18 protein-coding genes are annotated in these 26,645 nt (G+C 30.3%); 6 read left to right on the top strand and 12 right to left on the bottom strand.

The window, feature by feature from the left end; translation table 11 throughout:
• The first annotated feature begins 58 nt into the window (after positions 1-58).
• The gene (locus AC0L5U_RS00485; protein ID WP_473414047.1) at positions 59-931 is read left to right on the top strand and encodes a cytochrome d ubiquinol oxidase subunit II; all 873 of its coding nucleotides are present in this window, start codon (positions 59-61) and stop codon (positions 929-931) included.
• Between the two features lie 10 nt (positions 932-941).
• On the opposite strand, the gene AC0L5U_RS00480 is transcribed toward AC0L5U_RS00485, so the two are convergent.
• From AC0L5U_RS00480 to AC0L5U_RS00430, 11 genes are all read right to left on the bottom strand, one after another.
• Entirely contained in the window at positions 942-1,610 is a 669-nt protein-coding gene (locus tag AC0L5U_RS00480) for an HAD family hydrolase (RefSeq protein ID WP_473414046.1), read from the bottom strand.
• Positions 1,594-2,019 (bottom strand): ATP-grasp domain-containing protein, encoded by a 426-nt coding sequence (locus tag AC0L5U_RS00475; protein WP_473416122.1) that lies wholly within the window; start codon positions 2,017-2,019, stop codon positions 1,594-1,596. The genes AC0L5U_RS00480 and AC0L5U_RS00475 overlap by 17 nt, the downstream gene beginning before the upstream one ends.
• Positions 2,020-2,045: 26 nt before the next feature.
• Entirely contained in the window at positions 2,046-2,561 is a 516-nt protein-coding gene (locus tag AC0L5U_RS00470) for an ATP-grasp domain-containing protein (protein WP_473414045.1), read from the bottom strand.
• A gap of 200 nt (positions 2,562-2,761) precedes the next feature.
• Positions 2,762-4,999: a TonB-dependent receptor gene (locus AC0L5U_RS00465; RefSeq protein ID WP_473414043.1), complete on the bottom strand. Its 2,238-nt coding sequence runs from the start codon at positions 4,997-4,999 to the stop codon at positions 2,762-2,764.
• A 115-nt stretch (positions 5,000-5,114) separates the two neighbouring features.
• The gene (locus AC0L5U_RS00460) at positions 5,115-5,582 is read right to left on the bottom strand and encodes a hypothetical protein (RefSeq protein WP_473414041.1); all 468 of its coding nucleotides are present in this window, start codon (positions 5,580-5,582) and stop codon (positions 5,115-5,117) included.
• Positions 5,575-7,317, bottom strand: coding sequence for a non-ribosomal peptide synthetase (locus tag AC0L5U_RS00455; protein ID WP_473414039.1), 1,743 nt, complete (start codon positions 7,315-7,317; stop codon positions 5,575-5,577). The genes AC0L5U_RS00460 and AC0L5U_RS00455 overlap by 8 nt, the downstream gene beginning before the upstream one ends.
• Positions 7,268-8,701, bottom strand: coding sequence for a condensation domain-containing protein (locus AC0L5U_RS00450; protein ID WP_473414038.1), 1,434 nt, complete (start codon positions 8,699-8,701; stop codon positions 7,268-7,270). The genes AC0L5U_RS00455 and AC0L5U_RS00450 overlap by 50 nt, the downstream gene beginning before the upstream one ends.
• Positions 8,702-8,722: 21 nt before the next feature.
• Positions 8,723-8,959 carry an acyl carrier protein gene (locus AC0L5U_RS00445; protein ID WP_473414036.1) on the bottom strand — a complete coding sequence of 79 codons (237 nt, stop codon included), beginning with the start codon at positions 8,957-8,959 and terminating at the stop codon, positions 8,723-8,725.
• A 12-nt stretch (positions 8,960-8,971) separates the two neighbouring features.
• Positions 8,972-10,525, bottom strand: a complete 1,554-nt coding sequence (locus tag AC0L5U_RS00440; protein ID WP_473414034.1) for an amino acid adenylation domain-containing protein — start codon at positions 10,523-10,525, stop codon at positions 8,972-8,974.
• A gap of 7 nt (positions 10,526-10,532) precedes the next feature.
• Positions 10,533-11,684, bottom strand: a complete 1,152-nt coding sequence (locus tag AC0L5U_RS00435; protein ID WP_473414031.1) for an acyl-CoA dehydrogenase family protein — start codon at positions 11,682-11,684, stop codon at positions 10,533-10,535.
• 62 nt (positions 11,685-11,746) lie between these two features.
• Positions 11,747-12,814, bottom strand: a complete 1,068-nt coding sequence (locus AC0L5U_RS00430; RefSeq protein ID WP_473414030.1) for an ornithine cyclodeaminase family protein — start codon at positions 12,812-12,814, stop codon at positions 11,747-11,749.
• Between the two features lie 244 nt (positions 12,815-13,058).
• On the opposite strand from AC0L5U_RS00430, the gene AC0L5U_RS00425 reads away from it, so the two are divergent.
• The 5 genes from AC0L5U_RS00425 to AC0L5U_RS00405 are packed head-to-tail and all read left to right on the top strand — an operon-like array spanning position 13,059 to position 23,426.
• Positions 13,059-14,285 carry a HupE/UreJ family protein gene (locus tag AC0L5U_RS00425; RefSeq protein WP_473414029.1) on the top strand — a complete coding sequence of 409 codons (1,227 nt, stop codon included), beginning with the start codon at positions 13,059-13,061 and terminating at the stop codon, positions 14,283-14,285.
• Positions 14,286-14,325: 40 nt separating this feature from the next.
• Positions 14,326-21,327, top strand: coding sequence for a non-ribosomal peptide synthetase (locus tag AC0L5U_RS00420; protein ID WP_473414027.1), 7,002 nt, complete (start codon positions 14,326-14,328; stop codon positions 21,325-21,327).
• Positions 21,328-21,333: 6 nt separating this feature from the next.
• Positions 21,334-22,269 (top strand): glycosyltransferase family protein, encoded by a 936-nt coding sequence (locus AC0L5U_RS00415; RefSeq protein WP_473414026.1) that lies wholly within the window; start codon positions 21,334-21,336, stop codon positions 22,267-22,269.
• A 2-nt stretch (positions 22,270-22,271) separates the two neighbouring features.
• Positions 22,272-22,670 (top strand): glycosyltransferase, encoded by a 399-nt coding sequence (locus AC0L5U_RS00410; RefSeq protein ID WP_473414025.1) that lies wholly within the window; start codon positions 22,272-22,274, stop codon positions 22,668-22,670.
• A 21-nt stretch (positions 22,671-22,691) separates the two neighbouring features.
• Entirely contained in the window at positions 22,692-23,426 is a 735-nt protein-coding gene (locus AC0L5U_RS00405; protein WP_473414024.1) for a 4'-phosphopantetheinyl transferase family protein, read from the top strand.
• A gap of 16 nt (positions 23,427-23,442) precedes the next feature.
• On the opposite strand, the gene AC0L5U_RS00400 is transcribed toward AC0L5U_RS00405, so the two are convergent.
• Positions 23,443-26,577 (bottom strand): cytochrome c biogenesis protein, encoded by a 3,135-nt coding sequence (locus tag AC0L5U_RS00400; RefSeq protein ID WP_473414023.1) that lies wholly within the window; start codon positions 26,575-26,577, stop codon positions 23,443-23,445.
• Positions 26,578-26,645 lie beyond the last annotated feature (68 nt).

The following is a 26,645-nucleotide window of genomic DNA, read 5'->3' as shown; positions in this document are numbered from 1 at the left end:
TCGAATTATTTTCTACCAAAAAAACCAAATAACCACAAAAAAAACAGTCTACCGTGTTATGGGACCTGTTTGGGAAGCAAATCATATTTGGATCATTATTATGGTTGTAATCTTATGGGTTGGCTTTCCAGATTTCTACAATGTATTAGTTGTTTATTTACACATTCCGCTTACATTAATTTTATTAGGGATAACTTTAAGAGGTGTTGCTTTTGTATTTCGGCATTATGATGCTTACAAGGATAAATCTCAAGTTCTATATGATTGGATGTTTAGAATCTCTAGTCTAGTAACTCCCGTTTTTTTAGGAATGACAGCAGGTTCCATGTTATCAGGCGAATTAATTATTACTGATGATTTTGAAAAATTAAATTTTTATAACCTATTTATAAACCCTTGGTTTAATGGGTTTTCAATTTTAGTTGGATGTTTTTTTGCAGCCTTATGTGCATTTTTAACCTCAATTTTATTAATTGGGGAAGTTGAAAAAAAGCAAAGACCTATCTATGTGAGAAAATCAAAATATGCTACCATAACTGTAATATCCATAGGCTTTATAGTATTGGTTTATGGCTTTGCGTATGACGTTATTTTTGTAACTGATTTTATTAAGAGTCATTACACCATTGCTTTAATAGTTTTATCTGCCTTTCTAATTTTTCCGTTATTAAAAAGTATTAAACAAGCTAAAAGAATTACTACCAGAGCTTTAGCGGGCATACAAGTAATTCTAATTTTAATGGCAGCCATAATCACTCATTTTCCAAAACTTATTATTACATCTTCATCTGAAATAAATATTCTGGAAACTGTTGCTCCTGATACTACAATTAATGTATTAGGAATATCTCTAATTGTTGGTGGATTGGTTATTTTACCTGGGTTATTTCATCTTTTTAAATCGTTTAAGATGATTAAGGTTTTGGAATAATTATGCGAGATTAACTTATTAGTTTTCTTAAATCACTAAAATCAGAAATAGTAATTGATGGTAAATAACTTTTATCCAAGCTAAAATCTTGTTTGTGAATACTATTTCCGTTATCTAAAACACAAATTGATGTCCATCCCAATTTGTTAGGCGACAAAAAATCTTTTGAAGTGTTATCACCTATGTAATAGTAATTTCCGTTTCCGAATTGCTTTTCAAAATATAAATAGTTGTTTTCATTTGGTTTTTCAGTTCCAAATTCTTCAGAAATTATAATTTCCTTAAAATATTGTGCTATTTCTAAAGCTATAATTTTACTGCGTTGTTGTTTAGAGCGCCCATCGGTAAGCAATCCCATTTTAATTCCAGAAGATTTGAAATGTTCTAAAACTGATTTTCTCTTTTCTAATAGTGTGATTTTTGGTTGATGATTTCTGTATAAACTCAATAAATTAAGAATAGTATTATTCGATTGATATTTCTGAAGAATACCTTCAAAAACATTAGACTTGTCTTGATACAAATACATCATATCATCAAAAATCTCTGTTTGATTTGCTTTTGAAACTTGAGAAATGAGTTCAGAAATTTCTAAAAAAGCAGATTTTAGATACTCTATTTCATTGTACAACGTATCATCTAAATCAAAAATTACTATTGGGCTATTTGTTGCATCCATGAACTAAAACTTCAGCATCATATCTTAACATTAACAGATCTTCTTCCCAGTCGTTAAAAACCTCTACCTCTTTATTTAGCAAATATTCCTCAATCATCCATTTAGGGAAATTTCCACCAGCCAGATATGTTAAAGGGTAACCTCCGCCAAAACGAGCATTAATCTCTATGCCTATAATATCATTATTTTCTTTATGCTTAAAAAATTGAAAAGTAATACAACCACGTGCTCCTTTTAAATTTGATAGGTTTTCATTTATATAATCTAAAACGGCATCTTTTTTAGTAACCCCTTTACTTACCTCTCCTCCTCTAACTTCAATTCTTTTCCTTGGTACCGCAGTTTTTAATGCGCCATTTTTATCATAATATAAATCACAGGTATACTCCTCATAAAGATCATGATCCAGATATTCAAAAAACAGAAAATTATCATCTAAAAATGCTTCTTTGAAAAATCATCTTCAGTTTTAATGATAAAATTATCAATACTGCTACTTCCCTTTATAGGCTTAATATATACTGGTAATTTGTAATTATCCTTTGGGTAAATTCGTCCAACTTTAACACCAATTTCATCAAAAAAATCTTGAGTATTTACTTTATTTTCAGAAACTTCAACAAAACTTAAATCAGAAACAACGACTACAATACCTCTATCTTCAAATAGCTTTTTGCTTTTTGATAAAACAAATAATTCTGTATCTAAAGTTGGAACAACTAATTTCACATTGTTTTGAATGCAGATGTCCAGCAACATTTCTACATAATTATCATCATTTATTTTTCCAATATCAAAAGATTTGTCTGCAATTTGTGCTGCAGCAGATAAATTAGTACTATGATCTGCAACAAAAACTTTCGATTCTGGAAAAATTTTGGACAATTCAGTTTGAAAGGCTTTAACTAATGAAACTCGTCTCCCTCCAGAAGTAATTAAAACGTTATGCATTCGATTTGGTTTTTGATCCAAATATTAAAATTAATTTTCACTAGCTAGTAACTTGGTCGGGGTTAAATATAAACATTTAGAAAATATAAAAATTTATATCACGTTATTATCATTGATATTTCTGTTAAAACGTAAAAACTTTAATTTGAATACAATTAAGGATATTCAAATTAAAGTTTTTACGTTAAACTTGAGGTTTGTTAAAACCTTACTGACACTTTACCTCTCAAGAAAAACGGTGCACCAGGCGTAAAATGAATTTCTTCTACAGAGGCTGGCTCATTAAACAATCTACTTTCTGTTGCAAATTGAGTTTCGTTCCATTCACTATCAAATAAATTTTCAACAATTAAACCAAATGTCCAGTTGTTGTGGGTGTAGTTTACGTTGAAATCAGTAATAAAATAACCTTCAGCAACTATAGAATTATCTTCATTTGCAGGTCTATCATTTACAAAACGATAACTTAAACCTCCAGAAAATCCAGATAAATCTCTAAAATTTAATCCACCTGCTGATGTAAAATCTGGAGCTAATGGAATATAGTTTTCTCCATCAGGATCTTCTGTGCTTCTGGCGTGTGCATAGTTTACATCAGTATTAAAAAATAACCAATCTGCTATTTGATATCTTAAACCAAAGTCTATACCATAACGTGCTGTTTTTCCGCTAGGCTCTACAATGCCTGCATCTCCAACATATACAAACTCTTGTTGTAAAAACAAACTCCATAAAGCAGCATTAATTACTAATCTATCGGTTGGCTTCATTACCGTACCGATATCTGTTCCAAATGCCGTAGGCAATATTTCTTTACCATTATTAGCAGTCACAACCCTACTATCGTTTGAATGATATCCTAACCCTGTTTTTAAAAACAACTGTGTTTTTGGAGACGCCGCATAAATAACATTTAGTTTTGGACTTAACAATGTTTTATTTTCACTCTTACTATCATATGTTGTTGATAATAAATCTTCATAATCAAACGAAAAATAATCTAATCTTAAACCTGGATTTAATGTCCAATTATTCGATTTATAAGTTAAATCGGCAAATGAGAATGCGTTGAGTTCATCTACGTTTCCAAAAGCCAAACGCTCTAACAACTCTTTTCTGTTTTTAGTTCTAGACAATTGTACATCATTTACATCATCATAACGAAAACCTATACCTACTCGATATTTTAATTGTTCATCGTGATTATCTAAATGAAAAGATTCTTCATAGACACTTTTAGCTCCAATGATAGTTCTGTCTTCATATTGACGAATTTGATCTGCATTTACAGGATCTTCCAAAAAGAAAGTAAAGTTTGAAAACAATTCAAAATCATAATTTGTAATATATGCTGATGATTTTAAACTTGAATGTTCGTCCATATGCTTAACATGGTTCATCCAAATATTTGTTCTACTTGTATTACCACCTTCAGTATCATCTATTGCTCCAAATCGACCAATTTGTCCACTTTCAACAGCTCTAACAGGAATTTGGCCTGAAGCATCCCATTTACTTTGAAAGTGAGAAAGTGATAAATTAAATTCTTGATCTTTAAAATTATTATAGTTGTAACGTCCCATAATATTTAAACGATTAAAATTTTGAGGCGAATTAAACACACCATCTGTAAGGTTCATTTCACTAGCCACGTAGGCATTACTATTTTCCCCATCCCAAATTTTAAGCATACTCATAGCACGAACAGTATTAAATTGTCCAGCTTCAACAGAGATTAAATTTTTATCAATAGTTTTTTTTGTTTGAATATCCACATAACCTGCAGTATTAAAGTTACCCTTATCTGCGTAATAGGAACCTTTACCAAAATCAAGATTTTCAATGGTTTCTGGAATAATAAAGTGCATATCAGCATAACCTTGCCCGTGGGCATGAGATACCATATTTACGGGCATACCATCAACATCTATGGCAATATCCGTTCCATGATCAATATCAAAACCTCTTAAAAATATTTGTTCAGCTTTACCACCTCCAGCGTGCTGACCGATGATTAATCCTGGTATTTTTCTTAAAATTTCTTGTGAAGTTTTTACAGGACTTGTCTTTAAATCAACATTTAAAAATGTACTTAAAACATTTACTTTTGAGACAATTAATACTTGATCTAAAGATGCAGAAGATATATCCATTATGATGTTTACCGTACTGTCTAAATGAGATTCATTGATGGTAAGTTCATAATTTTTAAACCCTAATTGATAAAAATAGATAACATCATTTACTGAGATATCATCAAGTTCAAAATAACCAGATACATTGGTATAGGTATAAGCACCAGTTGTTTTATTATAAACCCCTACACCTTGCAAAGGTTTTTCATTTTCTTCTGAAATTACTGTACCGCTTAGTTCGTGAGCATTGGCAATACCAAAACCACATACAAACATGAGTACTATTATTATTTTTTTTAACATAACAATTGTATTAAACCAATGGAAAATATAACTATATAGCTCCATTAGTGTTGATAAATAAAATTTATGAATTGATTAATAAGAATTTGTTACTTAATTAAGTAACAAACAATAGTTAACTTAGTTGAGGAGGCTGAAGAACACCATTACTATAACCAGATAGCACTTTTTTCCTTTTGAAAAAAAACTGATTCTGAATTGTTTCTGATGGAAAAGATTTCTCATTTTTATAAATCTCTTTTCTAGTTATATGTTTATCTATTTTTGAGCTTATTAAGTTAGAATTCTCAGAATCCGTTTCATTATCTAAAACTTTTAAAACACTATTTAAAAAATTTAAAAGCTTATGATTATGAACTTCTTCTGATGTGGTCAATATATGAGATTCATGTACCTTATGATTTAAATGTGTTGTTGAAGAATGTGCCATCACATTATCCGGCATTTCTAATTGATGCGTTAATACATGTAACAATTTATTTATTTCATTATGCGATGGACCAAAGACATAGCATATGCTCATAGCCATTATAGCTATTTTAAAAACAACTGGCTTCCAGCCTTTTTGAGCATTTTTATTCATTTAATAATTCGGTTATAACCTTTTCAATATTATTAGAATATGACGAAATATTAGGATAATTAAACACATCGGTAATTGAGACATCCAATTCTAACTCTCCTTTTAATCTGGACGTAATTGAAATGGCATTTAATGAATTACCTCCTATTCGTATAAAATTCTCATGCACCCCTATTTGTTCTATTCCTAAAACTTCTTTCCACGCGTTATGTACAATTTCCTCTATTTCATTTCTTGGCTCAATTTTAATTTCAGTATCGGGAGTTTTCACTTTTATGTTGTGCTCTGGTAATTTTTTTCTATTTACTTTTCCACTAGACATCAATTCAAAACAATCTATGTGCACATAAAACTGAGGTACCATGTATAGTGGTAGTAGCATCTCTAAGGTTTTAACAATCTCTAATTCATTTACTATCTCACCAGTATAATAAGCCACCAAACTATCGTTTTCATCAACTTTTACAATTGCTTGTGATATAGGTGCTAATTTCTCTATATTTTTTTCAATTTCACCAAGTTCAATTCTTAATCCTCTTAATTTTATTTGATTGTCTATTCTTCCATGATATTCAATAACACCATCATTTCTATATCTGGCGAGGTCTCCAGTTTTGTACATTTTTGCATTAGGAGTATTGGAGAATATGTCTTTTACAAATCGTTCGTTGGTAAGGGTTTCTCTATTTAAATAGCCTTTTGAAACTTGCGCGCCAGCAATATAAAGCTCACCTGTAAGGCCAATGGGTAATTGGTTTAATTTTTTATCCAAAATATAAAGTTGCGTATTTGCTACAGGTTTGCCAATAGGAATTCCATTAGATAAATCTTCTTTTTTGCAATACCAACTTGTCACATCTACAGAAGCTTCTGTGGGCCCATATAAATTATGAACTTCTACTTTTAATTTTTCATAAACTTTCTCAACTATTGGGACTGATAATGCTTCTCCACTACAAAATATTCTATTAAGACTATGGCAATTTTCAACACCTTCTGTTTCAATAAAAACATTCAACATAGATGGCACAAAATGAATATTAGTAACATTGTGATTTTTTATTGTATCAATAAGTCCATCTGGATTCATATGCCCATTTGGTACTTCAACAACAAGTTTTGCACCTTCTTGAAGTGGCCAAAATAATTCCCAAACTGAAACATCAAAAGTAATTGGTGTTTTTTGAATGAAAGTGTCAAAAGTTGAAATTAAATAATCATTATTCATCCAATTAAGACGATTACAAATTCCTTCATGATGACATTTTACGCCTTTTGGATCTCCAGTACTACCTGATGTATATATGACATATGCTAAATCATCAGGTTGAATTTCTATTGAATTTAATGTAATATTTAACGATAAAACTTGTTGTTCAATAGTTTCAACGTTGAAACAATCAATAGTATCTAAAAAACTACCTTCGAGGTTATTATGATTATAAAATAGAATTTTACTATTAGCATCTTTTAAAATAAACTTTAAGCGTTCTGTAGGTATATCTGTAGCTACCGGCAAATATGCTCCGCCTGCTTTTATAATACCATATATATAAACCATCATGTCTAATGATCTATCCAGACTTACAGTTATAATATCATTTTTTTTAATTCCTTTTTGAATTAGAAAACGAGCTACTTGATTTGATTTTTCATCTAACTCTTTATAAGTTAATGAAGTTTCCTTAAATAAGAGGGCTACTTGATTTGGTGTTTTTTGTACTTGCTTTTTCAAATTTAGAAAGCAATGTTTCTTCATTTGAGTAATTTACTGAAGTATTATTCCATGTTTTTATTTTTGAAACTTCAGCTTCTGTAATTAGGTTTATTATATCAATTTCTTGAGCTTGATTTTCAATAAAAGCATCTAATAATTTTAAAAAGTGTTGAGGTATTTCTTGCTGTTTTTCTTCATTAAATACTTTGGTGTTTAAATCAAAATACAGCTGAATTTCTCCTGAATTATCAAAATCATGAACATGAAAACGAATGTGATGTCTGGGATCCATATGCCCAGGATGTTCCCAACTTGTGATTACTTTAGCTCCATTAAAATCTGAATTCACAGTATTTATATAATTAAAAAACACATTAAAAGTCCTGCTTAACTCGGGAGTTGATGCACCTATTTGTGCATTTTTCAAAAAGCTGTTACTCTCAATTTGAACCTTTTTTAATAAAGACATAAAGGTTTCCCCCTCACTTATTTCAATAAATAAAGGAAAGGTTTCAACAAAAAAACCAATTGTTTCTCTAAATTTTTTTGTTAATCTATTGTGGGTTGGAGAGCCAATAACTAATTGTTCTTGACCAGAAATCCTATATAAATAAGCAAACAATGTTGTTAGAAATATGTTATACAATGTTAAATCTAGGCTCCACCCTCTTACACCTTTAACATTTGCTAAATCTCGTATATTTTTAGAACGGATTTCACCAAGCTTTATATGTAATCTTTTTGACTCGGTATCCAGTAGTGCGCCCTTTTTATTATATAGTGAAGGTACAGACGGAAATGATTTTTGTTTTTCATTCCAGAATTTTAAAGCTTCTTTGCTTTTTCCACTTTCATTAATAGCTTCTCCATGAACTAAAAACTCTTTATACGAATGAAATGATTCAACTTCACCCAATTGATCTAATAATGCCTTTGTATATAATTGGGACATTTTTGAGAAAACAACAGTAGTACTCCAACCATCAGTTATAAAGTGATGTTGATTAATGTACCAAATAAAACTCTGCTCTGATAATTTTATAAGAACGCAATCAAACAGACATTTTTCTAAATCAAAATGACGACGAACTCTTTCTCTTTTCCAAGTTTGATAAAATCCTTCCGAGTCTTCTTTATCTGAAAAATCTAAAAACTCTAACTCAAAATCAATACTTGTTAAATAAACTTGTACTGGTTCTCCATTTTTTACTTTAAAAACAGATCTAAATACATCGCTTTTTTCAACTAATTTTTTAAATGCTAACCTGAAATGCGGTATGGAAATTGCATCTTCAATCTTATACGTCATCACCATATTATACATAGGTGATTCAGGATTTAATTCCTGACCAATCCATAATAATTTCTGGTTTTGAGTTAATGATGTTTGCTTATTTTCCATATTAATATATCCTTTGTATAATTATAATTTACCTGAAATATAAGCACATACGGAATTTATGTCCATGAAGTTTTCTATTACCATATCTTCGGGTTCTACTTTAACCTTAAACTCTTTCTCAACAAAAGCTATAAGCTGTACCATACCCAACGAATCTAATATTCCACTACCTAATAAATCGGTATCAGCATCTAGATCTTCGTCAATTTCATCATCTAAAAATTGATTGTTGAGGTATTCTAATAATATTTTTTCCATATTAAATTTTCTTTATTTTTTAGCAATCATTTTTCTATCTATTTTTCCCGAACTTGTTTTGGGTAGGTTATCAAAAATTTCAATTTTATCGGGAATAGCATATGCTGGCAAATATGTTTTACAATGCAGTTTTAATTCTTTAATAGACGTATCTGTATTTGATAATAACAATATTGCTGCATAAATTTCGCGATCACCATCAACATTATTAATTATTACTGCTGCTTCATTTACATTCGAATGGTTAATAAAAACAGATTCAATTTCATCAAGTTCAATTCTATATCCTCTTAATTTTACTTGTCTGTCATCCCTTCCGGAGAAAAACAACACACCATTTTCATTTTTAAAAACAACATCTCCTGTTCTATAGTAAATTAGTACTTCACCAGAATCTAAACGTTCTTTATAAAATGAATTTCTGGTTAATTCTGGATTATTCCAATACCCTTTCATCATAGTTCCAGACCTAATTACCAATTTTCCTTTTTCTCCATTTTTAACAGGGGTATCATTATTGCTTAAAATCTTAAAATCCGTATTTCTCCATACTTGTCCTATTGGTAATTGCTGAGTTTCTTCAGATAAATTATCAAAATTATAATATGTACATTGGTTTACTTCAGCTGGCCCATATACATTTGAGAAGTTAGCATTTGGCCATTTATTAATTAACTCCCTTAAATATTTTAAACCGAAAATCTCACCGCCAAATAAAATCCACCGTAGAGATGTCATATCCAAATCATCTAAAATTCCTGTTTGTAACATTTGTGTTAATGCTAAAGGTACAGAGTACCAAATGGTTAATTTTTCCTTAGCTACTAATTGAGATAAACTAATTGGTAATTTGGTATGCGCATCTGTAATAATTACCGTTGATGCTCCAGCTAAAGGTGCACTAAAATATCCAAAAGTTGATATATCAAAATGAATTGGCGCATGATTACCTACTCTATCATTGACAGTAACCTTATATAATTCTGAAGATAGTTTAGCATAATTTAACCCACTATTATGGGTATGCATAATTCCTTTTGGAGTTCCGGTTGAACCTGATGTAAACATTATATACGCTAAATCATGTTCTATAATTTTCACAGGGTTATAAGTACTTAAATCAATACTATATATATCCTCCCATGATGTAGTTTTCAATGAAATATCTTGTGATAAACCAATAACACCTTTTAATGAAGAACTAAAATCTATTAATGATTTCAGTTTACTTTTTAACTTAGATGACGACACTAAAAACTCAATATCACAATTATTAATTAGAGATTGAGTTCTTGAATGGGGTGCTGTAAAATCAAGTGGTACATAAGCAGCTCCCGATTTTAAAATGCCATAAATAGCAATTACTGTTTCTAAACATCTATTTAAATAAATACCTACTTTATCTCCTTTCTTAACTCCAGAATCTGACAAATGCTTTGCAAGTTGATTGGTTTTCACATCCAATTCTGAATACTTAATAGAAACATCACCACACTTAAAAGCTTCCCTATCTGGATGCTTTTTCGCAGAATTTTCTATGATATCTGTTAGCGTGAATAATTCCATTAGTTTTCTAAAGACCTAAAATTTGAGAAATAATATTTCGCTGTATATCAGAAGTACCAGCGTATATAACACCGCCAACCGAATCTCTTAAATTACGTTCTACTTCAAATTCTGTAAGATACCCTGACCCACCATGGCACCTAATAGCATCTAAACTAGATTCTATAAAACTTTCGCTTAAATGCAATTTTAAAAGTGCAGCTTCCATCATAGCTGATTTTCCTTGACTTTTTAACCATGCTACTTTATACAATAATAACCTTGAGGTTTCAATACGTAATTTCATATTTGCAATACGATTAGAAACCGACTGAAATCCGCCTATAGACTTTCCAAATTGCTTTCTGTTTTTAACAAACTTTATTGTAGATTCTAATTGGTATTCCATAGCACCTAACTGACTTGCCAAAATATTGCATCTATCGTACTCAAGAGAACTTATAGTTATACTCCATCCAGCTCCCTCTTTTCCTAACCTATTTTCTTCTGGCACAAAACAATCTTTAAACTCTATATCTCCAATGGGTACAGTTCGTAAACCCATTTTAGCTTTATTCACACTTAACGTTAAACCTTTAGATTTTGTTTCTACAATAAAACCACTAACTCCCCATTTACCTAATTTAGGATTTGTTTTTGCAAAAACTAATGCAATATCTGATATTGGTGCGAGAGTAATTAACCGTTTACTACCATTTAAAATATAGCCGCCATCTACTTTCTCAGCAGTAGTTTCCATATTAAAAACATCTGACCCAGCGTTAGCTTCGGTTAAAGCATGACTACCAATCCATTCGCCTGAAGATAAAGGCTTTAAATATTTTTCTTTTTGAAATTCTGATCCAAATTGTGCAATTGGTAATTGTACAGTCCACATTTGCGCATTTAAGCTAAACGGCAAACCATTATCTCTACAGCCATATCCCAAACCTTCCATTGCCAAAGTCGCAGATAATATATCTACTTCTTTATCTCTTCCTCCGTATTTAAGTGGACTAGCAAGTCCTTGAATACCAAAATCAGCACATTTTTGCCAATCCTCACGAGAAAAAACTAAATCTTTGTCCCGTTCACTTATAGAATTATTTAAATTCTTTTCAGCAAAGTCTATTACTTTTTCCTTATAGTTAATCTGCTCTTTTGTCCAAGATAAATCCAAAATATAACGTGTTATTAAATTAGTAATTATGAAGAAGTTCTAAAACCAAAAAATCAAAAATGCTATTCTGTAAAGACTTTTGCATTTACAAAATGGTAAGGGTTTTTTACATCTGTACTTATATTTTCAAGACATACATCTGTACCTATTTTAAATTCTTTTGCCAAATCAAGAAATAAGTCCATTACTACTTGATCCTCTAAAGCTAAGCCAGTAGAATCAAAAACAGATAGTTTATCTCTCAAGTACTTGAACTTATCGTAATTTTGAATTACTTCTACTAAATCTGATCCTATTTCATCATTGTTAAGTTGCTGGCACTCACCCTCTATTTTAGCCTGTTTAGTAAAATCTGGGCAAACAAAACTTTCTCTTAAAAGCTTTATTGGTAATTCTATTTTACCAGGAAAATCTGATCCTATAGCATTGATATGTAAATATGATTTAGTTTCGTAGTCTTCAAAAAGGGGACCTTCTCCAACATCTATAGATGTTGCTGTACAAACAATATCACTTTCCTTTAGAATATCAGCAATATTTGAATGACTAATTTGAATTTCTAAATCTAATATATCACTCCGAGTTTTAAAAGAAGCTACTGACTCTGAATCGGTATCGTATATTAAAACTTTTTTTATCGTAAATAGTCTCGAAAGAGCATGTAACTGAGTAATAGATTGAGCTCCACAACCAATCAAACCAAGAACCGAGCTCTCTGGATGAGCCAAATATTTTGAGGCTACAGCTGATGCTGCTCCTGTTCTTAAGGCTGTTAATAATACCCCATCTACTAATCCTTTTAAATGTCCTGTTTTTGTATCATAAGATGAAATAGTTGATAGAATAGTAGGTAAATTAAACTTATCTGGATTTTTTGGATGATATCCAACTACCTTTATAACAACTTCATCATCAGTTTTGTAAACAGGCATCCATTCTACTAATCCTGGAGTTTCAGATGTATAATTAAATCCCGAACGAATGGGGATAATAGTCTCTTCTTCATTAAAATTTTCAAATTCTTTTATAATTCTAAATGTCAAATCATCCATTAGACGATTCAACCCATATTTATTCATAATAGAATTAACATCACTAGCAGATAGCAATAGGGTAGTAATCTTATTCATAACTTTTACAATTTAAACACCTAATCTGAAAATATTAGTTTAAATGTTTTTTTGTTGAAATTATAGATTTTATATTAATTAATTGGATGTATAGCACTAAGTTTCGATAAGTGGATTGTTTTTCAAGATATTAAACATTGGCTCAAATGAATAAGAGCAGTTAATCGATTATATGTGTTTTTTAATTTTATGTTTATTTTTTTCCTTTCTTGTATAAAAAAGTTGTTCACTAAAATCAATCAACATGTCTAAATTTATGTTTAGAAGGAAACTTCAATGTCTAATTGTACTTTTTCTTTTCCTTCCACTAATTGTATTAAGTCACATTCCTAACCAAAGTTATGTTTTTCTGAGAATCTACGAAACCGAAGGTATCCAAGGAAGGTTTGAGATAAACACAAGAGAAATCAATAAGATATTTGGTACCGATTTTAAAAATGGAGCAACTTTTGATGAAGTTCAACCCTACATTGAAGATATAGAAGCTTATATTCTTAAAAATAGTGCTTTTAGTTCAAACCTGGGTGAGCATAAAATTGTTTTTGAGGATGCCAGTATATTTGCTTTTAGTTTGGGAGATTTTGTTCAATTGCACTTCAGGTTAGAAAACACAATAAACTTACCAAAAAACCTCAAAGTTAAATATAGTGCTGTTTTCGAAAAAGATGAAACTCACAGAGGGTATTTAATTACAGAGTATAACTGGAGGGCTGGTGTAATTAATGAAGAACGAAATATTACTTTGGATTTTTCTCCCAATAAGACTATTGATACCATGGATTTGACTAAATATTCTATTTGGAATGGTTTTTTTGCTATGGTAAAACAAGGCGTATGGCATATTTGGATTGGATTAGACCATATACTTTTTCTATTGGCACTTATCCTACCTGCTGTTGTAAGACGAAAAAATAATAGCATTTTTGGATGGGAACCTGTTATGACTTTTAAAGTTGCATTTCTTTACATTATCAAAGTAATTACGTTTTTTACAATTGCACATACCATTACATTAACTCTCGCATCTTTAGAAATAGTAATGCTACCATCTCAATTTGTAGAATCTATTATTGCTTTTTCCATTGGTCTAGCGGCCTACCATAATATTAGACCTATATTTAAAATGAAGGATTGGATTATAGCTTTTATTTTTGGCTTGTTTCATGGGTTTGGTTTTGCAAGTGTACTAAGCGATTTAGGTTTAACTGGAGAGTTTTTAACGTTATCCCTTTTAGGATTTAATGTTGGCGTTGAAATTGGTCAATTGGCCATTATTGCAGCTATATTTCCATTGTTATACTTAATTAGGAAGTATAATTTCTATCCAAAGTTTTTAGTTTACATGTCTGTGATACTAATTATAATATCAATGTATTGGTTTATTGAAAGAGTATTTGATATAAATTTAGTTTTAGACGATTATTTAGTTCAATTTGCTTATGAACTCGCTAAGTCTTTAGGCTTAAAATAATTTCCTAACTCAAAATGCATTAATTGCTTTCTGAAAAATTATGGCAGAAAAAGACAAAAACAATAACTCGCTACTTGCAAGATGGAAAAACAAGGAAAAACCCTCTCTTGTCCAATCCGAAATAAATAAAGCTCCATCTGGCGTTGAAATTCCATTATCATTTGGGCAACAAAGGTTATTGTTTTTGCAACAAATGCATCCCGAAAATGCATTCTATAATTACTCAGAAGCTTATGTGATTGAGGGTGATTTAGATAACAAAATCTTAATTAAATGTTTACAAAAAATATATCAAGATCATGATATTTTAAGAACTACATATCAAATTGAAAATGATAAAATATTTCAAGTTTTAAATCATGATTTAAAACTTGAAGTTTCTTATCATGATTTTTCAAACCTATCTGATGATATTTCTAAATCTAAATCAGAAAAGATAATTGAAAGCAATACAAAACAAACTTTCGATTTGACTAAAGGCCCTCTAATAAGCATTGCTCTAATTAAAACAAATCAAACTAAGCATATTCTTCAAATTACCATGCATCATATTATTACTGATGAATGGTCATTGAAAATTTTTAGAGAACAATTATCAAAGCATTACCAAACGCTTATTTTAAATAATGATTTACCAAAAAAAACTACTTCAATTCAATATGCGGATTATGCCTATTGGCAACAAAATAAAGGCTTTAATAAGGACCATTTAAAATACTGGAAAGAAAAGCTATCCGGAGATCTACAGCCACTAAATTTACCAACGGATTTCTCAAGACCCAATAAAACTCAATTTAAAGGAGCTATTTCTCTTAGTGATGAATACAGTAAAGAACTCTCACAAAAACTATTAAAACTTGCTCATACTTTAAACACAACACCTTATGTGTTAATGCTTTCAGCATACTATGTTTTTTTACATAAATGTAGTGGACAGGAAGATATCTCAGTTGGTTCACCAATAACAAGTAGAGACCATAAGTCTTTAGAGAACTTAATGGGGTTTTTCTTAAATACAATCGTTTTAAGAACACAAATAGATCAAAATATACCATTCAAAGATTTAGTTTCAAAAGTTCGAAAAAACACATTAGATGCTTTCACCAACAAAAATGTCCCTTTTGCAGCTTTAACTAAAGAGTTACAGGTAGAGAGAACTATGGCTGGAAACCCATTTTTTCGAGTAATGTTTGTATACAATGAAAAATTAAAAATCCCTGCACTTTCTAAAGATTTACATTTAAGTCATAAACTGCTAGATCCTAAAATTTCAAAGTTTGATCTTACTATATTTATATCTGAAAACAATGAAAAACTAAGTACCACTTTTGAATATTCAACTGAGCTATTTAACGCTGCAACAATACAAAGGTTTCAAGATAATTTTAGATTAATTTTAGAGGGTATTACCACAAACCCAGACGTGAATATTCATGAAGTACAAATGCTTACTACTGGTGAAAAGCAATTATTACTAAATCAGACACCAGAAAAGCCTAGTAATTTTTCAAACTACAAGGGTATTCATGAAGTTATTGAAAATAGAAGTAAACTAAACCCCAATACAAATGCTGTCTCATTTAGAGATGTAACACTTACTTATAAACAATTAAATGAAAAAGCCAACATAGTTGCCTCTCATTTATTAACCAAAATTAAAACACCAAATGAAATAGTTGGCTTGTGTTTAGACAGGTCTGTTGATATGGTAGTTGGCATGCTTGCCATTTTAAAAGCTGGTTGTGCATACTTACCCATAGATTTGGAATATCCAAAGGACAGAATAGCTTTTATGCTTAAAGACTCCAAGGTATCAAATATAATTACGCACCAAAACGCATCACATTTATTTGATAAAACAACTACAAATAGTTTATTTATTGAAGTATTACAGTTGTCAAACACTTCTTTAAATATAGAATTACCCTCGTGTAAGATATCAAATATAGCATATGTAATTTATACATCAGGAAGTACAGGAAAACCTAAAGGGGTGCCAATTACGCATAAAAACATTTTACAATCCACAAGTGGTAGATTAGATTTTTACGATAGTAATCCGTCTGTATTTTTACTCATGTCGTCCATGTCTTTTGACAGTTCAAAAGCTGGTATTTTTTGGACTCTCTGTACAGGAGGTAATTTAGTAATTGCCGAGAAACGCATGGAACAAGACATTGAAAAAATAGCTAAAATCATTGATGAAAAAGCTATAAGTCACACCTTAATGTTACCGTCTCTATACAAATTGATATTAGAATATATAGATACAAAAAAACTCCAAAGTCTTAATACTGTTATAGTTGCTGGAGAATCCTGCCCTCCTTCGCTTTGCGCAGTTCATTTTAAAACATTAAGTAAGGTTAATCTATACAATGAATATGGACCTACCGAGGCTAGCGTATGGTGTATTGCCCATAAAATTGAAAATAAAGATAAAAATCTTTCATCAATCCCAATAGGAAAAGCCGTAGCCAATGCAAAGATTTATTTATTAGATACTAAGCTAAACTTAGTTCCCATCGGTGCTGTTGGAGAAATTTTTATTGGTGGTTCTGGGCTTACTAATGGCTATATAAATAGAACAGATTTAAATACTAAAGCATTTATAAAAAACCCTTTTAACTCCTCTGAAAAACTATATAAAACTGGAGATCTAGGGAAATTCAATAGTATTGGTGATATTATTTTTTTAGGAAGAGCAGATGAGCAAATTAAGATAAGAGGTTATAGAGTAGAATTAAGTGAAATTGAAAATGTTATTTATAAGGCTCGCTCAATAAAACAGGCAATCGTTTTAGTAAAAGAGGATATAGGAAAACCAAAACAATTAACAGCTTATATCAAAGTTGATAATTCATTTAATGAGGAACAACTAAAACTCTATCTTAAAAATGAACTACCCAATTACATGATTCCAAGTAATTTTATTGTAATTGATAATGTACCTATGTTACCTAATGGTAAAATTGATAAGGTATCTCTTTCCAAACTTAAAGATATATCTGCACCTAAGAGTATTCAAACAATAGAACGACCGAAAAACGAAATTGAAAACAGACTACTAATTATTTGGCAGAATATTTTAAAAATAGAATCGATAAGTGTTTTAGATAACTTTTTTGAAATTGGAGGAGATTCTATTTTAAGCATTCAAATTATTGCCAAGGCTAGAAAAGAGGGTATTATTATTTCACCCAATCAGTTATTTGAACATCAAACTATTTCTGAATTGGCAATGTTTGTTTCTGTAAAAGATGAAAATAGTAACAATTCCACTATGGTAATTGGAGAGATTCCCTTAACTGCTATTCAAAATTGGTTTTTCAACACACATAAATTAGCTCCAGAATATTGGAATCAAGGCTTTAGAATCAGCGATTTACCGAGTACATTCAATAAAAAAACACTAGAAGAGGTCACTAAAACCTTAATTGAACTCCATGATGCTTTGCGTTCAAGCTTTCACATGGAAAATGATAACTGGAAAGGTAAAATATTGAGCCCAGAACTTATTAATGCATTCGAGGTGGTTAATGTTTCGGAAGAATTAATTCCAGATTATGAGGCAAAAATTCAAGAAAGCTTAAAGCTTATTCAAGAAAAAACCAAGCTTGAAGAAGGCTCTCTCTTTAAATGTATCTATTTTGATACTGGTGATCTTTCGGAAAATACTATTGTGCTTCTTGCTCATCATTTAGTAGTAGACTTTGTATCATGGCAAATAATTATAGAGGGTTACACCAATGCCATATTTAAATCTGAAGTATTAAAACTAAATTCAAAAACAACTTCTATCCATACTTGGGCAAATCATATAACAGAACTAACTAAATCCCAGAAAGTTTTAGTTGAGTTAAATTTTTGGGAAGCTCAAGTTTCAGATCATACTTTTTTATCAAAAGAACATAAAAACAAATATCCAATTCATTGGAAAGATGTTAAAACGATTAATCATGTTGTTGATGAAGAAGTTACGCAAAACCTTATTGAAAAAGCCAATAACGCTTACAGTACAAAAACTGATGAAATATTAATAACTGCTTTAGTTGATACCTTAGGAAATTTTACAAAAAAAACAAATATTGCATTTGCATTAGAAAAACATGGCCGAGAAGTAAACAATACTGCACTTAATTTGTCCAATACTGTAGGTTGGTTTACGTCCTTTTTTCCAAAAAGATTTAATATCAATATCAACTCAAGCATTTCATCTAAAATAATTGCTATTAAAGAAGAAATGCGAAGCATACCAAATGGAGGTATCGGTTATGGTATTTTACGTTATTTAACGCCTCATTTAGACAATAAAAAATTTCCAGAAGTTGTTTTTAATTTTTTAGGAAAACAAAATACGGGGAGTCATTCTATTGAGTTTATTTCAAGTAAGACAAGACATCCTCTAAGCGAAAGAAATTATGCTCTGGAAATTAATGCATTAGTAAAAAATAATGTTTTAGAAATTACTTGGAATTACGGAAAAGGTTTTTTTAGTGAGGATATCATTTTATCTTTAATAAATAATTTCGATACCATTTTAAAAAGCATTGTCAATCATTGTTTAGAAGCTAAAACCACGTACACACCTTCTGATTTTACCGAAGTAGATATTAAACAGAAAGAACTTGATGATTTAATTAATAATAAAAAAACCATAAAAGGTGTAGAAGGCATTTACCCTTTGAATATTACCCAACAAGGCATCCTTTTGCATAATCTTACATCAAAACACGATCATGGATTTATAAATATTCAAAGTACTATTGATGGAGATTTAGATATCGAATTTTTAAAAAGAGCTTGGGACATAGTTGCTCAACGACATTCTGTTTTAAGAACTACAGTTCATTGGAAGAAACTTCAAACACCAATTCTATTAGTACAACCAAACATAGAATTAGAATTAACGCTTCTAGATTGGACAAGTTTATCTACATCTGAGCAAAAAACTGAACTAAATAACTTTAAAGCATCTAACAGGAAAAAAGGAGTGAATTTTCAAATGAGTCCTCTATCCAATGTTCATTTAATAAAAATAAAAAACAATAGATATTATTTTATCTGGAGTTGTCATCATTTGCTATTAGATGGCTGGTCATCAAGCATAATTTTAAAAGACCTATTCTCTATTTATGAAACAATATTAAACAATTCTGTTCCAGAACTTCCTGCTATACCAAACCACAAATCTTATTTAAACTTTATAAAAAACACAGATATGGATGCGGCTAAGTCTTTTTGGAAAGCCACGTTCAAAAATTTTGAAACTCCGTTTTTATTCAATCAAAAACAACTTAGGATAGAAACTTTGAAAACATTTGTTGTAAAACTCTCAAAAGAAACATCTTCAATAGCAAATAGTTTAGCGAAAACCTATCATATTACTCCTAATACTCTATTTCAAGGTATATGGATAATGATAATTTCAAAGTATTCTGGAAAGAATGATATTACATTTGGTAATACTGTTTCTGGACGTTCTGGAAATTTTCCTAACATTAATTTAATAGCAGGAATGTTTGCCAATGTTTTACCAGTTAGAACATTAACAAATAAGAATTTAAAACTAAAAGATTGGTTATTATCATTACAAAAAAATCAAATAGAGTCAAGAAAATATGAGCATTTTTCAATCGGTGAAATTACTGAATGGCTAGATCTTAAAAACACAAATTTATTAGACAACCTGTTTATTTTTGAAAATTTCCCATGGGATGATATTCAAATTGGAGATATTAAAATTCATAGTTCTCAAGGAGGTATTACTACTACATATCCTTTAACCATTATAATAAAAACAGGTGAAGAAATTGAAATTTATTTAAAGAGTGATGCAAAACTTTTTTCATTAGAAACAAACAATTGGATATTAAAACGATTTGAAGAAATTATAGTATTTCTAAAAGCTAACCTTGATACTGACTTAAATTCAGTCTTGGCAAATACTAGTTCACCTCCAGAGCCAATTAATACTAATGACAACTCATCAATAGTTCAAGAAAAAGTTGAGAGAGTCAAGATTGTTCCTCCTAAAAATAAAACAGAATTAGAACTCTTAAAGATTTGGGAAATACTTTTGGATAAAAAAAACATTAGTACAGAAGATGATTTTTTCGAAATGGGAGGAAAATCATTATTGGCAATAAAAATGTTCTCGCTAATTGAAAAAAAACTAAAGCTAAAAATACCACCTATTATTCTTTTGGAACACCCAACAATAGGGTTATTGAGTGAGTATATATTAGAAAAGAATAATAGTCAAGTCTGGAAATATGTAGTTCCAATAAAGTCGTCTGGCAACAAAACCCCACTGTTTTGTATTCATGGTGGTGGTGGTTTTGTGTTTTTCTTTAACCCTATTGCTAACGGTTTAGACAAAGATAGGCCTGTTTATGCTATTCAACCATCAGGAATAAGCAGCAATGAAAAAACTCACGATAGTATTGAAGAAATGGCAAGAGATTATGCCAAAGAAATTAAAGATATACAACCCAATGGCCCCTATAATTTACTAGTATATTGTTTCAGCCCTGCTGTTGGCATAGAAATATCAGAAATTTTTAAGGATTATGGAGATACAACAAACTTAATTGTTATTGATAGTATTATAAAACAAGAAGATTTTACTGATCCAACGCGTATAAAAATGCGCATATCTGGTTTTTTAAGTCGCTTAAAAAACAATCCATTAAACGCCATAAGATTAATGGCATACAATAATTATGAGCGATTTTTAGAACGAACTATGATAAAATTGTTTGCTACATCTCACAAAAAGAATTTAGATAAAATAAAACGAAACTTAATACACATATACAAACAATACGGGTGGCACAAAAAACATACTGGAGACACAACACTTATTCTCACAGAAAAACCAGATAAGAATTTAAATCCAACTTATATAAAGGCTTGGAAAAGTATTACCACCAAAGATATTGATTTACTCTACACAGATGGACAACACCACCAACTTTTTGATGTACCTTATGCTGGTAAACTTGCAAAACAAATTGAAAAAGCTATAAAAGAAAATCACTAATATCAAATGGCTCATATTGCAATATGTACTTCAAAATTAAAGGGGCTTTTATATGCTACTTTCGAACTGGCTTCTAGATTAGAATCAGAAGGGCATTCTGTAACTTTCTTATGCCCAATTGATGTGAAAAATTTAATAGAAGAAGAAGGTTTTAAGTTTACTGAAGTGCCAGCTATTAAATTTTGGTATAAGCCTAACGCTATTAAAAGTAATTCTTGGAAAGAACGATTTAAAACTCATTTTTCGAGTAAAGAACTTGATTATGAAACCTTAAAAAATGAGTTACAGATACCTATATATGTAGATATACTTAAAAGATTAAAGCCAGATTTAGTTATATGTGATATGCAGCTTCATGAAATAGTTTTTTCAACTTTTGGTTTAAAAATACCGATAAAATTATTAAGCCCATGGTTTTGTATGCGAAGAGTTTCTGGGTTACCTTCTCTCAGATCTACTATTATTCCAGAGCAAAATAGTATTAAAAATAAATTTGAAGTTCAAAAATTTTGGTTTCAACAAAAGGTTAAAATTTATGCTAGATATATATCAGATATATTAACTTTTAGAAACTACAGAAGGTATGTTTTAAAAAGATATGCTAAGGAAGTAGGTTTCCCAAAAAAAACATTAATTCTAAGAAATTTCCCTTCGTATTTTATTTATAATTCACTTCCACTTCTTTCTCTAACTATGAGAGAAATGGAGTTCCCTCATAAATCTCCAAATAACATTAATTATTTAGGATTAATGGTTTATGAAAATAGAATTGACAAAGGTTATCCTGAAGTTGATAAAACACGTTTATCTAAAATATTAGAAGCAAAAACTAAAGATGGTAAAAAACTTATCTATTGCGGAATGGGATCAATGGAAAAAGGAAATGTTCCATTTTTAAAAAACTCTTTGAGGCTGTATATGACCAATCAGAATGGATTTTAATAGTGTCACTTGGTACGCTTCTGTCTGAAAATGATTTCCCTAATATCCCTAGTAATGTACATCTATTTAATTGGGTTTCTCAACCTACTTTATTAAAACAGATGGACTGCTGTATAAATCATGGTGGTATAAATACCATTAATGAGTGTATTATTAATGAAGTGCCTATGCTAATTTATTCATGGCATATGGCTGATCAAGATGGTAATGCTGCAAGAATGAAACATTTTGGCATTGCCGTTTCTCGAAATATGGAACAAGACAAACCTGAGGATATAAAAACAACTATTATTAATTTGCTTTTAGAGAGAAGTAGCTATTCACTAAAATTAAATAAATTTAAAAAAGTTCATCAAGAGTACCTAAAAAAAAATCTGTCAAAAATTCTAGAAATAAATTAATAGAATTTTTTATTAATTAAAATGAAATATTCTGACAACATATCTTATAAAATCTCTGAGAGCTCACTTCATATTTGGTTGATAAACTTCAAAGAATTGAGAGAGAAACTACCTTATTTAATTAAAACATTATCTGAAGATGAACTTACAAGAGTTTCTAAATTTCGTTTTAATAAGGATAAAAATCAATTTATTATTACTAGGGGCATTCTAAGATACTTATCTGGCAATTATTTAAAACTTAACCCAAAAGATATCAGTTTTAGATATGGTGAATTCGGGAAACCAATTTTTAATTTTGATACTGTATTGAAATTTAATGTATCACATGCAGGAGATTTAGCCATTATAGGCTTTGTCAATAATTATAATCTTGGAATAGATATAGAATACACCAAAAGAGATTTTAACGTCCTAGATATTGTAGATAATTACTTTTCAAAAAAAGAAATTAAAGCACTTCATTCGATACCTAAAACATCACAAACCGAGGCATTTTATAGAGGTTGGACACGTAAAGAAGCATTCATCAAAGCAAAAGCTAAGGGCTTATCTTTCCCATTAGATTCGTTTTCAATTTCAATAGATTCTGATGATAAAGCTGAAGTAACAGAAACACAATGGGATAAAAATGAAAAAAAATTATGGCAAATCATTCCGTTTGAAACAGTAACTGCTTATAAGGCTGCAGTAGCTATCAAAGGAAATACTAATTCCGTAAAATATTTTCAATTTAATAGTGAAATTATTTACTAACATCTTTTTAAGTCTGTTAACTCTTTTTAAACGCTCGTTTTCTATAATAAGCTAAAATAGAAACCACAATTACTAAAACCACCAAAACATAAATAAACGTTGGAATTGGTAACGGATCTCCTGCTGCATAACTGTGAAGTCCTGATAGGTAATAATTAACCCCAAAAGACGTCATAATGATAGAACCGAAAGCAAAAACACTAGCTGTGTTTAAAATATAATTGCTTTTTAAATTTGGAATTAATCTAAGATGAAGGACAATTACATAGACTATAACACTAATTAACGCCCAAGTTTCTTTTGGATCCCATGCCCAATAACGCCCCCAAGATTCGTTGGCCCAAATGCCTCCTAAAAAAGTACCTACTGCTAAAACAAATAAACCAATAGTCATTGATATTTCATTTATATAAGTCAATTCTTTTATTCTAATGTCTATTTCTTTCTGAGACTTTTTTGTTTTAAAAATCATTAGTAATAATGCCATAAACCCTAAAACAGCTGATAATGCTAATGGTGCATAACTACTAACAATTGTTGCTACATGTATTTTTAACCAAAATGATTTTAAAACTGGCATTAGGTTAGTAATTTCAGGACTTAACCAATCTAAATAGCTCACAAAAAGCAAAGCTCCAGAAAAAAGGGTAGCTAGAGGTAAACTAAAATCAGACTTTCTGAAAGTTAACAATCCGCAGAGCAGTAAAACCCAAGATACAAATACCAGCATTTCGTAACCATTACTCCAAGGTGCATGTTGTGCAACATACCAACGTAAAATGATATTTCCCGTAAACAAAAGAAAACTTACTAAAGTGATAATAACTAAAGTATTCCACAAAAGTTCAATACCTTTTTTCTTGGTAAAAATTTTAACAATCGCTAATACTAAAAGAATAGCTCCCAAAGTAAAGAATACTTGAAACAACCAAAAATTCAAGTTAAGTTGATTGTACCACAATTCTGCTTCAACGCGTTTACGACTAGGAATAATTTCTTTTCCTAAAACATCTTGAAACTTTTTAATGTATTCTAAATTTTCACTAGCAATAATCCAGTCTTTTTCGTTTACATTTTTAAAATAAGTTGGGATAATCTGTTTTGCAAATTGCCCATCTTCAACAGGGAAATCTTCAAAATGATGTGTTTGACTGTGCCATTTATTATTCTCGTCATTACTATTAGGAAACACTTTTAAATAATTTCCTGAGAACACATTGTATAAAATATTAAAACGCTCATCAACTTTTAAAACTTCCTTATCAAACTCGTTGCGTTCTGCAGGTTTCTTTTTATTTGCTTCTTCTACTACATCTCCAAGGATATACTTGCCTTTATCTCCGAGAAGTTCTGTAAAAGAGACTAATCCATCTTTACTAATGTTTAAACTACTTAATAGCTCGCCACCTTTCTTTTTATCTACTTTAATAAGTGGAATGTATTGCCAAATATTTGAAGCTGATTGCATTCCTAAAAACGTCTGATTAGCATTAAACTGAATAGTCTCCCCATTTTTAGTAAACTTGAAATAAGGTTTTCTTGAAAGCTTTCTTAAAAACTCTGAAGCCAAAGTATTCATAGGTTTAATACGCCCGTCTAAATCTTGAACCATTAAACGTCCAAATAATTCAGCATGCTGATTATCAACTTCAAGTTGTTTTACCATTTCTAAATTAATAATTGGTTTCTCAACCTGAGAATACCCTAGATTAGAAAAAGCTAATAGAAGGACCAGCAAACCAGCACTCTTTACCTTTAATTTCTTTAGCTTTTTATTAATTAATGTGAAACGAGAAGATTTTCCGAAGAGTGTAAAAAACATCCCTATCATCATTAAAAAATAACCTATATAAGTAACGTTAGTTCCTATTGCATCATGGTTTACAGCAAGAACAGTTCCTAATTCATCTGTATCATAACTAGCCTGAAAAAAACGATATCCCTTATAATCCAATACATTATTCATAAAAATACGATGTTGTGTTTCTACATCATTATCTATTACTTTTACTTCACTAGCATAAGCTGAAGGGCTTGTAGAACCGGGGTAACGCTCCAATTGAAAATCATCTAAATGAATTGAAAATGGTGTTGTAATTAGCTCTGCTCCATAAGACAGACTCATTTTTATTTGCTCAAATTCTACCTCATGTTGTGTTGGTAAGAAACCATCTCTATATAACAATGTAGTTTCTTTAGTTTGTTCTCCAACTTTTAAATTAACAACCAAAGCATCATCTTTTTGTTCGTCGTTATCCTTAGGTTTTTCAGAAGCACTAACCAACCCAATTTCACCCTTTGGATGATAAGATAATGGCACAAAAGAAGCATCTCCATCTCGATACAACGTTCGTAATTGTATGGTGTGTGTACTGTCTTTTTTTATAGTGCTTGCAGTTTCAGTAGCCATAACAAATGTGCTTAAATCTCTTGGAGATAGAATACTAAAAACACCATCTTTTTCAGTAATATTAATAACACCTTTGCCTTCAACATCAAAACCTACTTTATGTTTATGAGCTCCTATTGCCTCAACTTCTCCCTTTTCAAGAAAAACGGTTTCTCTTCCATTTCCTGCGGAAACCACCATTTGAATCATGGGCTTACCATTTTCAGCATCATCAATTATTTCTGGTATAGCATCAGCTATAAATTCATTATAAGAAATTGAAATTGGTGTGTCTTTAAAGTCCGTATCAATTCTAAAATCGTTATTGCTTATGGGCGAAAAACTGAGTCGCTTTTTAATGGTTTTAGTAGTTGAACCATCTGTTATATGCACATGTAAATAATTAGTATCTGATATAATTACATTTGAAGATGCACCCTCACGAACACGCATAATGCCCCCATAAGATACATAACGTGTTATACCTGCTCCCAACAAAATAATGAAGAATGCCAAATGAAACGTAAGTAATGCCCATTTTTCTATGCGCCAAAGTTTGTACTTAAAAATACTCATGACAAAACAGATACCCAACCCAAACATTACCAACTCAAACCACCAAGCATCGTAAATCATTTTCCAAGCTGTAGCAGTTCCATAATCGTTTTCTACAAAGGTTGCAATAGCCATTGAAATAGCGAAAGTAAATAAGCATACTACCGCTAGTTTAGGTGAAGCAAAAAAACGTGCAATTTTATTCATTTGAAATAGAAATATTATTAAATTAAAAGACACCTTAACAATGCATAAATAAGGTGTCCTTTATTATA

This window comes from Jejuia sp. G7-7 (genome assembly GCF_055808955.1).
This window is presented reverse-complemented; position numbering and strand designations above follow the sequence as displayed.

Bases quoted from the DNA above. Each gene is read 5' to 3' on its own strand.
- AC0L5U_RS00440 (WP_473414034.1), bottom strand. From the start codon at position 10,525: ATGGAATTATTCACGCTAACAGATATCATAGAAAATTCTGCGAAAAAG.
- AC0L5U_RS00420 (WP_473414027.1), top strand. From the start codon at position 14,326: ATGGCAGAAAAAGACAAAAACAATAACTCGCTACTTGCAAGATGGAAA.
- AC0L5U_RS00460 (WP_473414041.1), bottom strand. From the start codon at position 5,582: ATGAATAAAAATGCTCAAAAAGGCTGGAAGCCAGTTGTTTTTAAAATA.
- AC0L5U_RS00445 (WP_473414036.1), bottom strand. From the start codon at position 8,959: ATGGAAAAAATATTATTAGAATACCTCAACAATCAATTTTTAGATGAT.
- AC0L5U_RS00470 (WP_473414045.1), bottom strand. From the start codon at position 2,561: ATGCATAACGTTTTAATTACTTCTGGAGGGAGACGAGTTTCATTAGTT.
- AC0L5U_RS00465 (WP_473414043.1), bottom strand. From the start codon at position 4,999: ATGTTAAAAAAAATAATAATAGTACTCATGTTTGTATGTGGTTTTGGT.
- AC0L5U_RS00480 (WP_473414046.1), bottom strand. From the start codon at position 1,610: ATGGATGCAACAAATAGCCCAATAGTAATTTTTGATTTAGATGATACG.
- AC0L5U_RS00450 (WP_473414038.1), bottom strand. From the start codon at position 8,701: ATGGAAAATAAGCAAACATCATTAACTCAAAACCAGAAATTATTATGG.
- AC0L5U_RS00485 (WP_473414047.1), top strand. From the start codon at position 59: ATGGGACCTGTTTGGGAAGCAAATCATATTTGGATCATTATTATGGTT.
- AC0L5U_RS00415 (WP_473414026.1), top strand. From the start codon at position 21,334: ATGGCTCATATTGCAATATGTACTTCAAAATTAAAGGGGCTTTTATAT.
- AC0L5U_RS00430 (WP_473414030.1), bottom strand. From the start codon at position 12,814: ATGAATAAGATTACTACCCTATTGCTATCTGCTAGTGATGTTAATTCT.
- AC0L5U_RS00425 (WP_473414029.1), top strand. From the start codon at position 13,059: ATGTCTAAATTTATGTTTAGAAGGAAACTTCAATGTCTAATTGTACTT.
- AC0L5U_RS00405 (WP_473414024.1), top strand. From the start codon at position 22,692: ATGAAATATTCTGACAACATATCTTATAAAATCTCTGAGAGCTCACTT.
- AC0L5U_RS00400 (WP_473414023.1), bottom strand. From the start codon at position 26,577: ATGAATAAAATTGCACGTTTTTTTGCTTCACCTAAACTAGCGGTAGTA.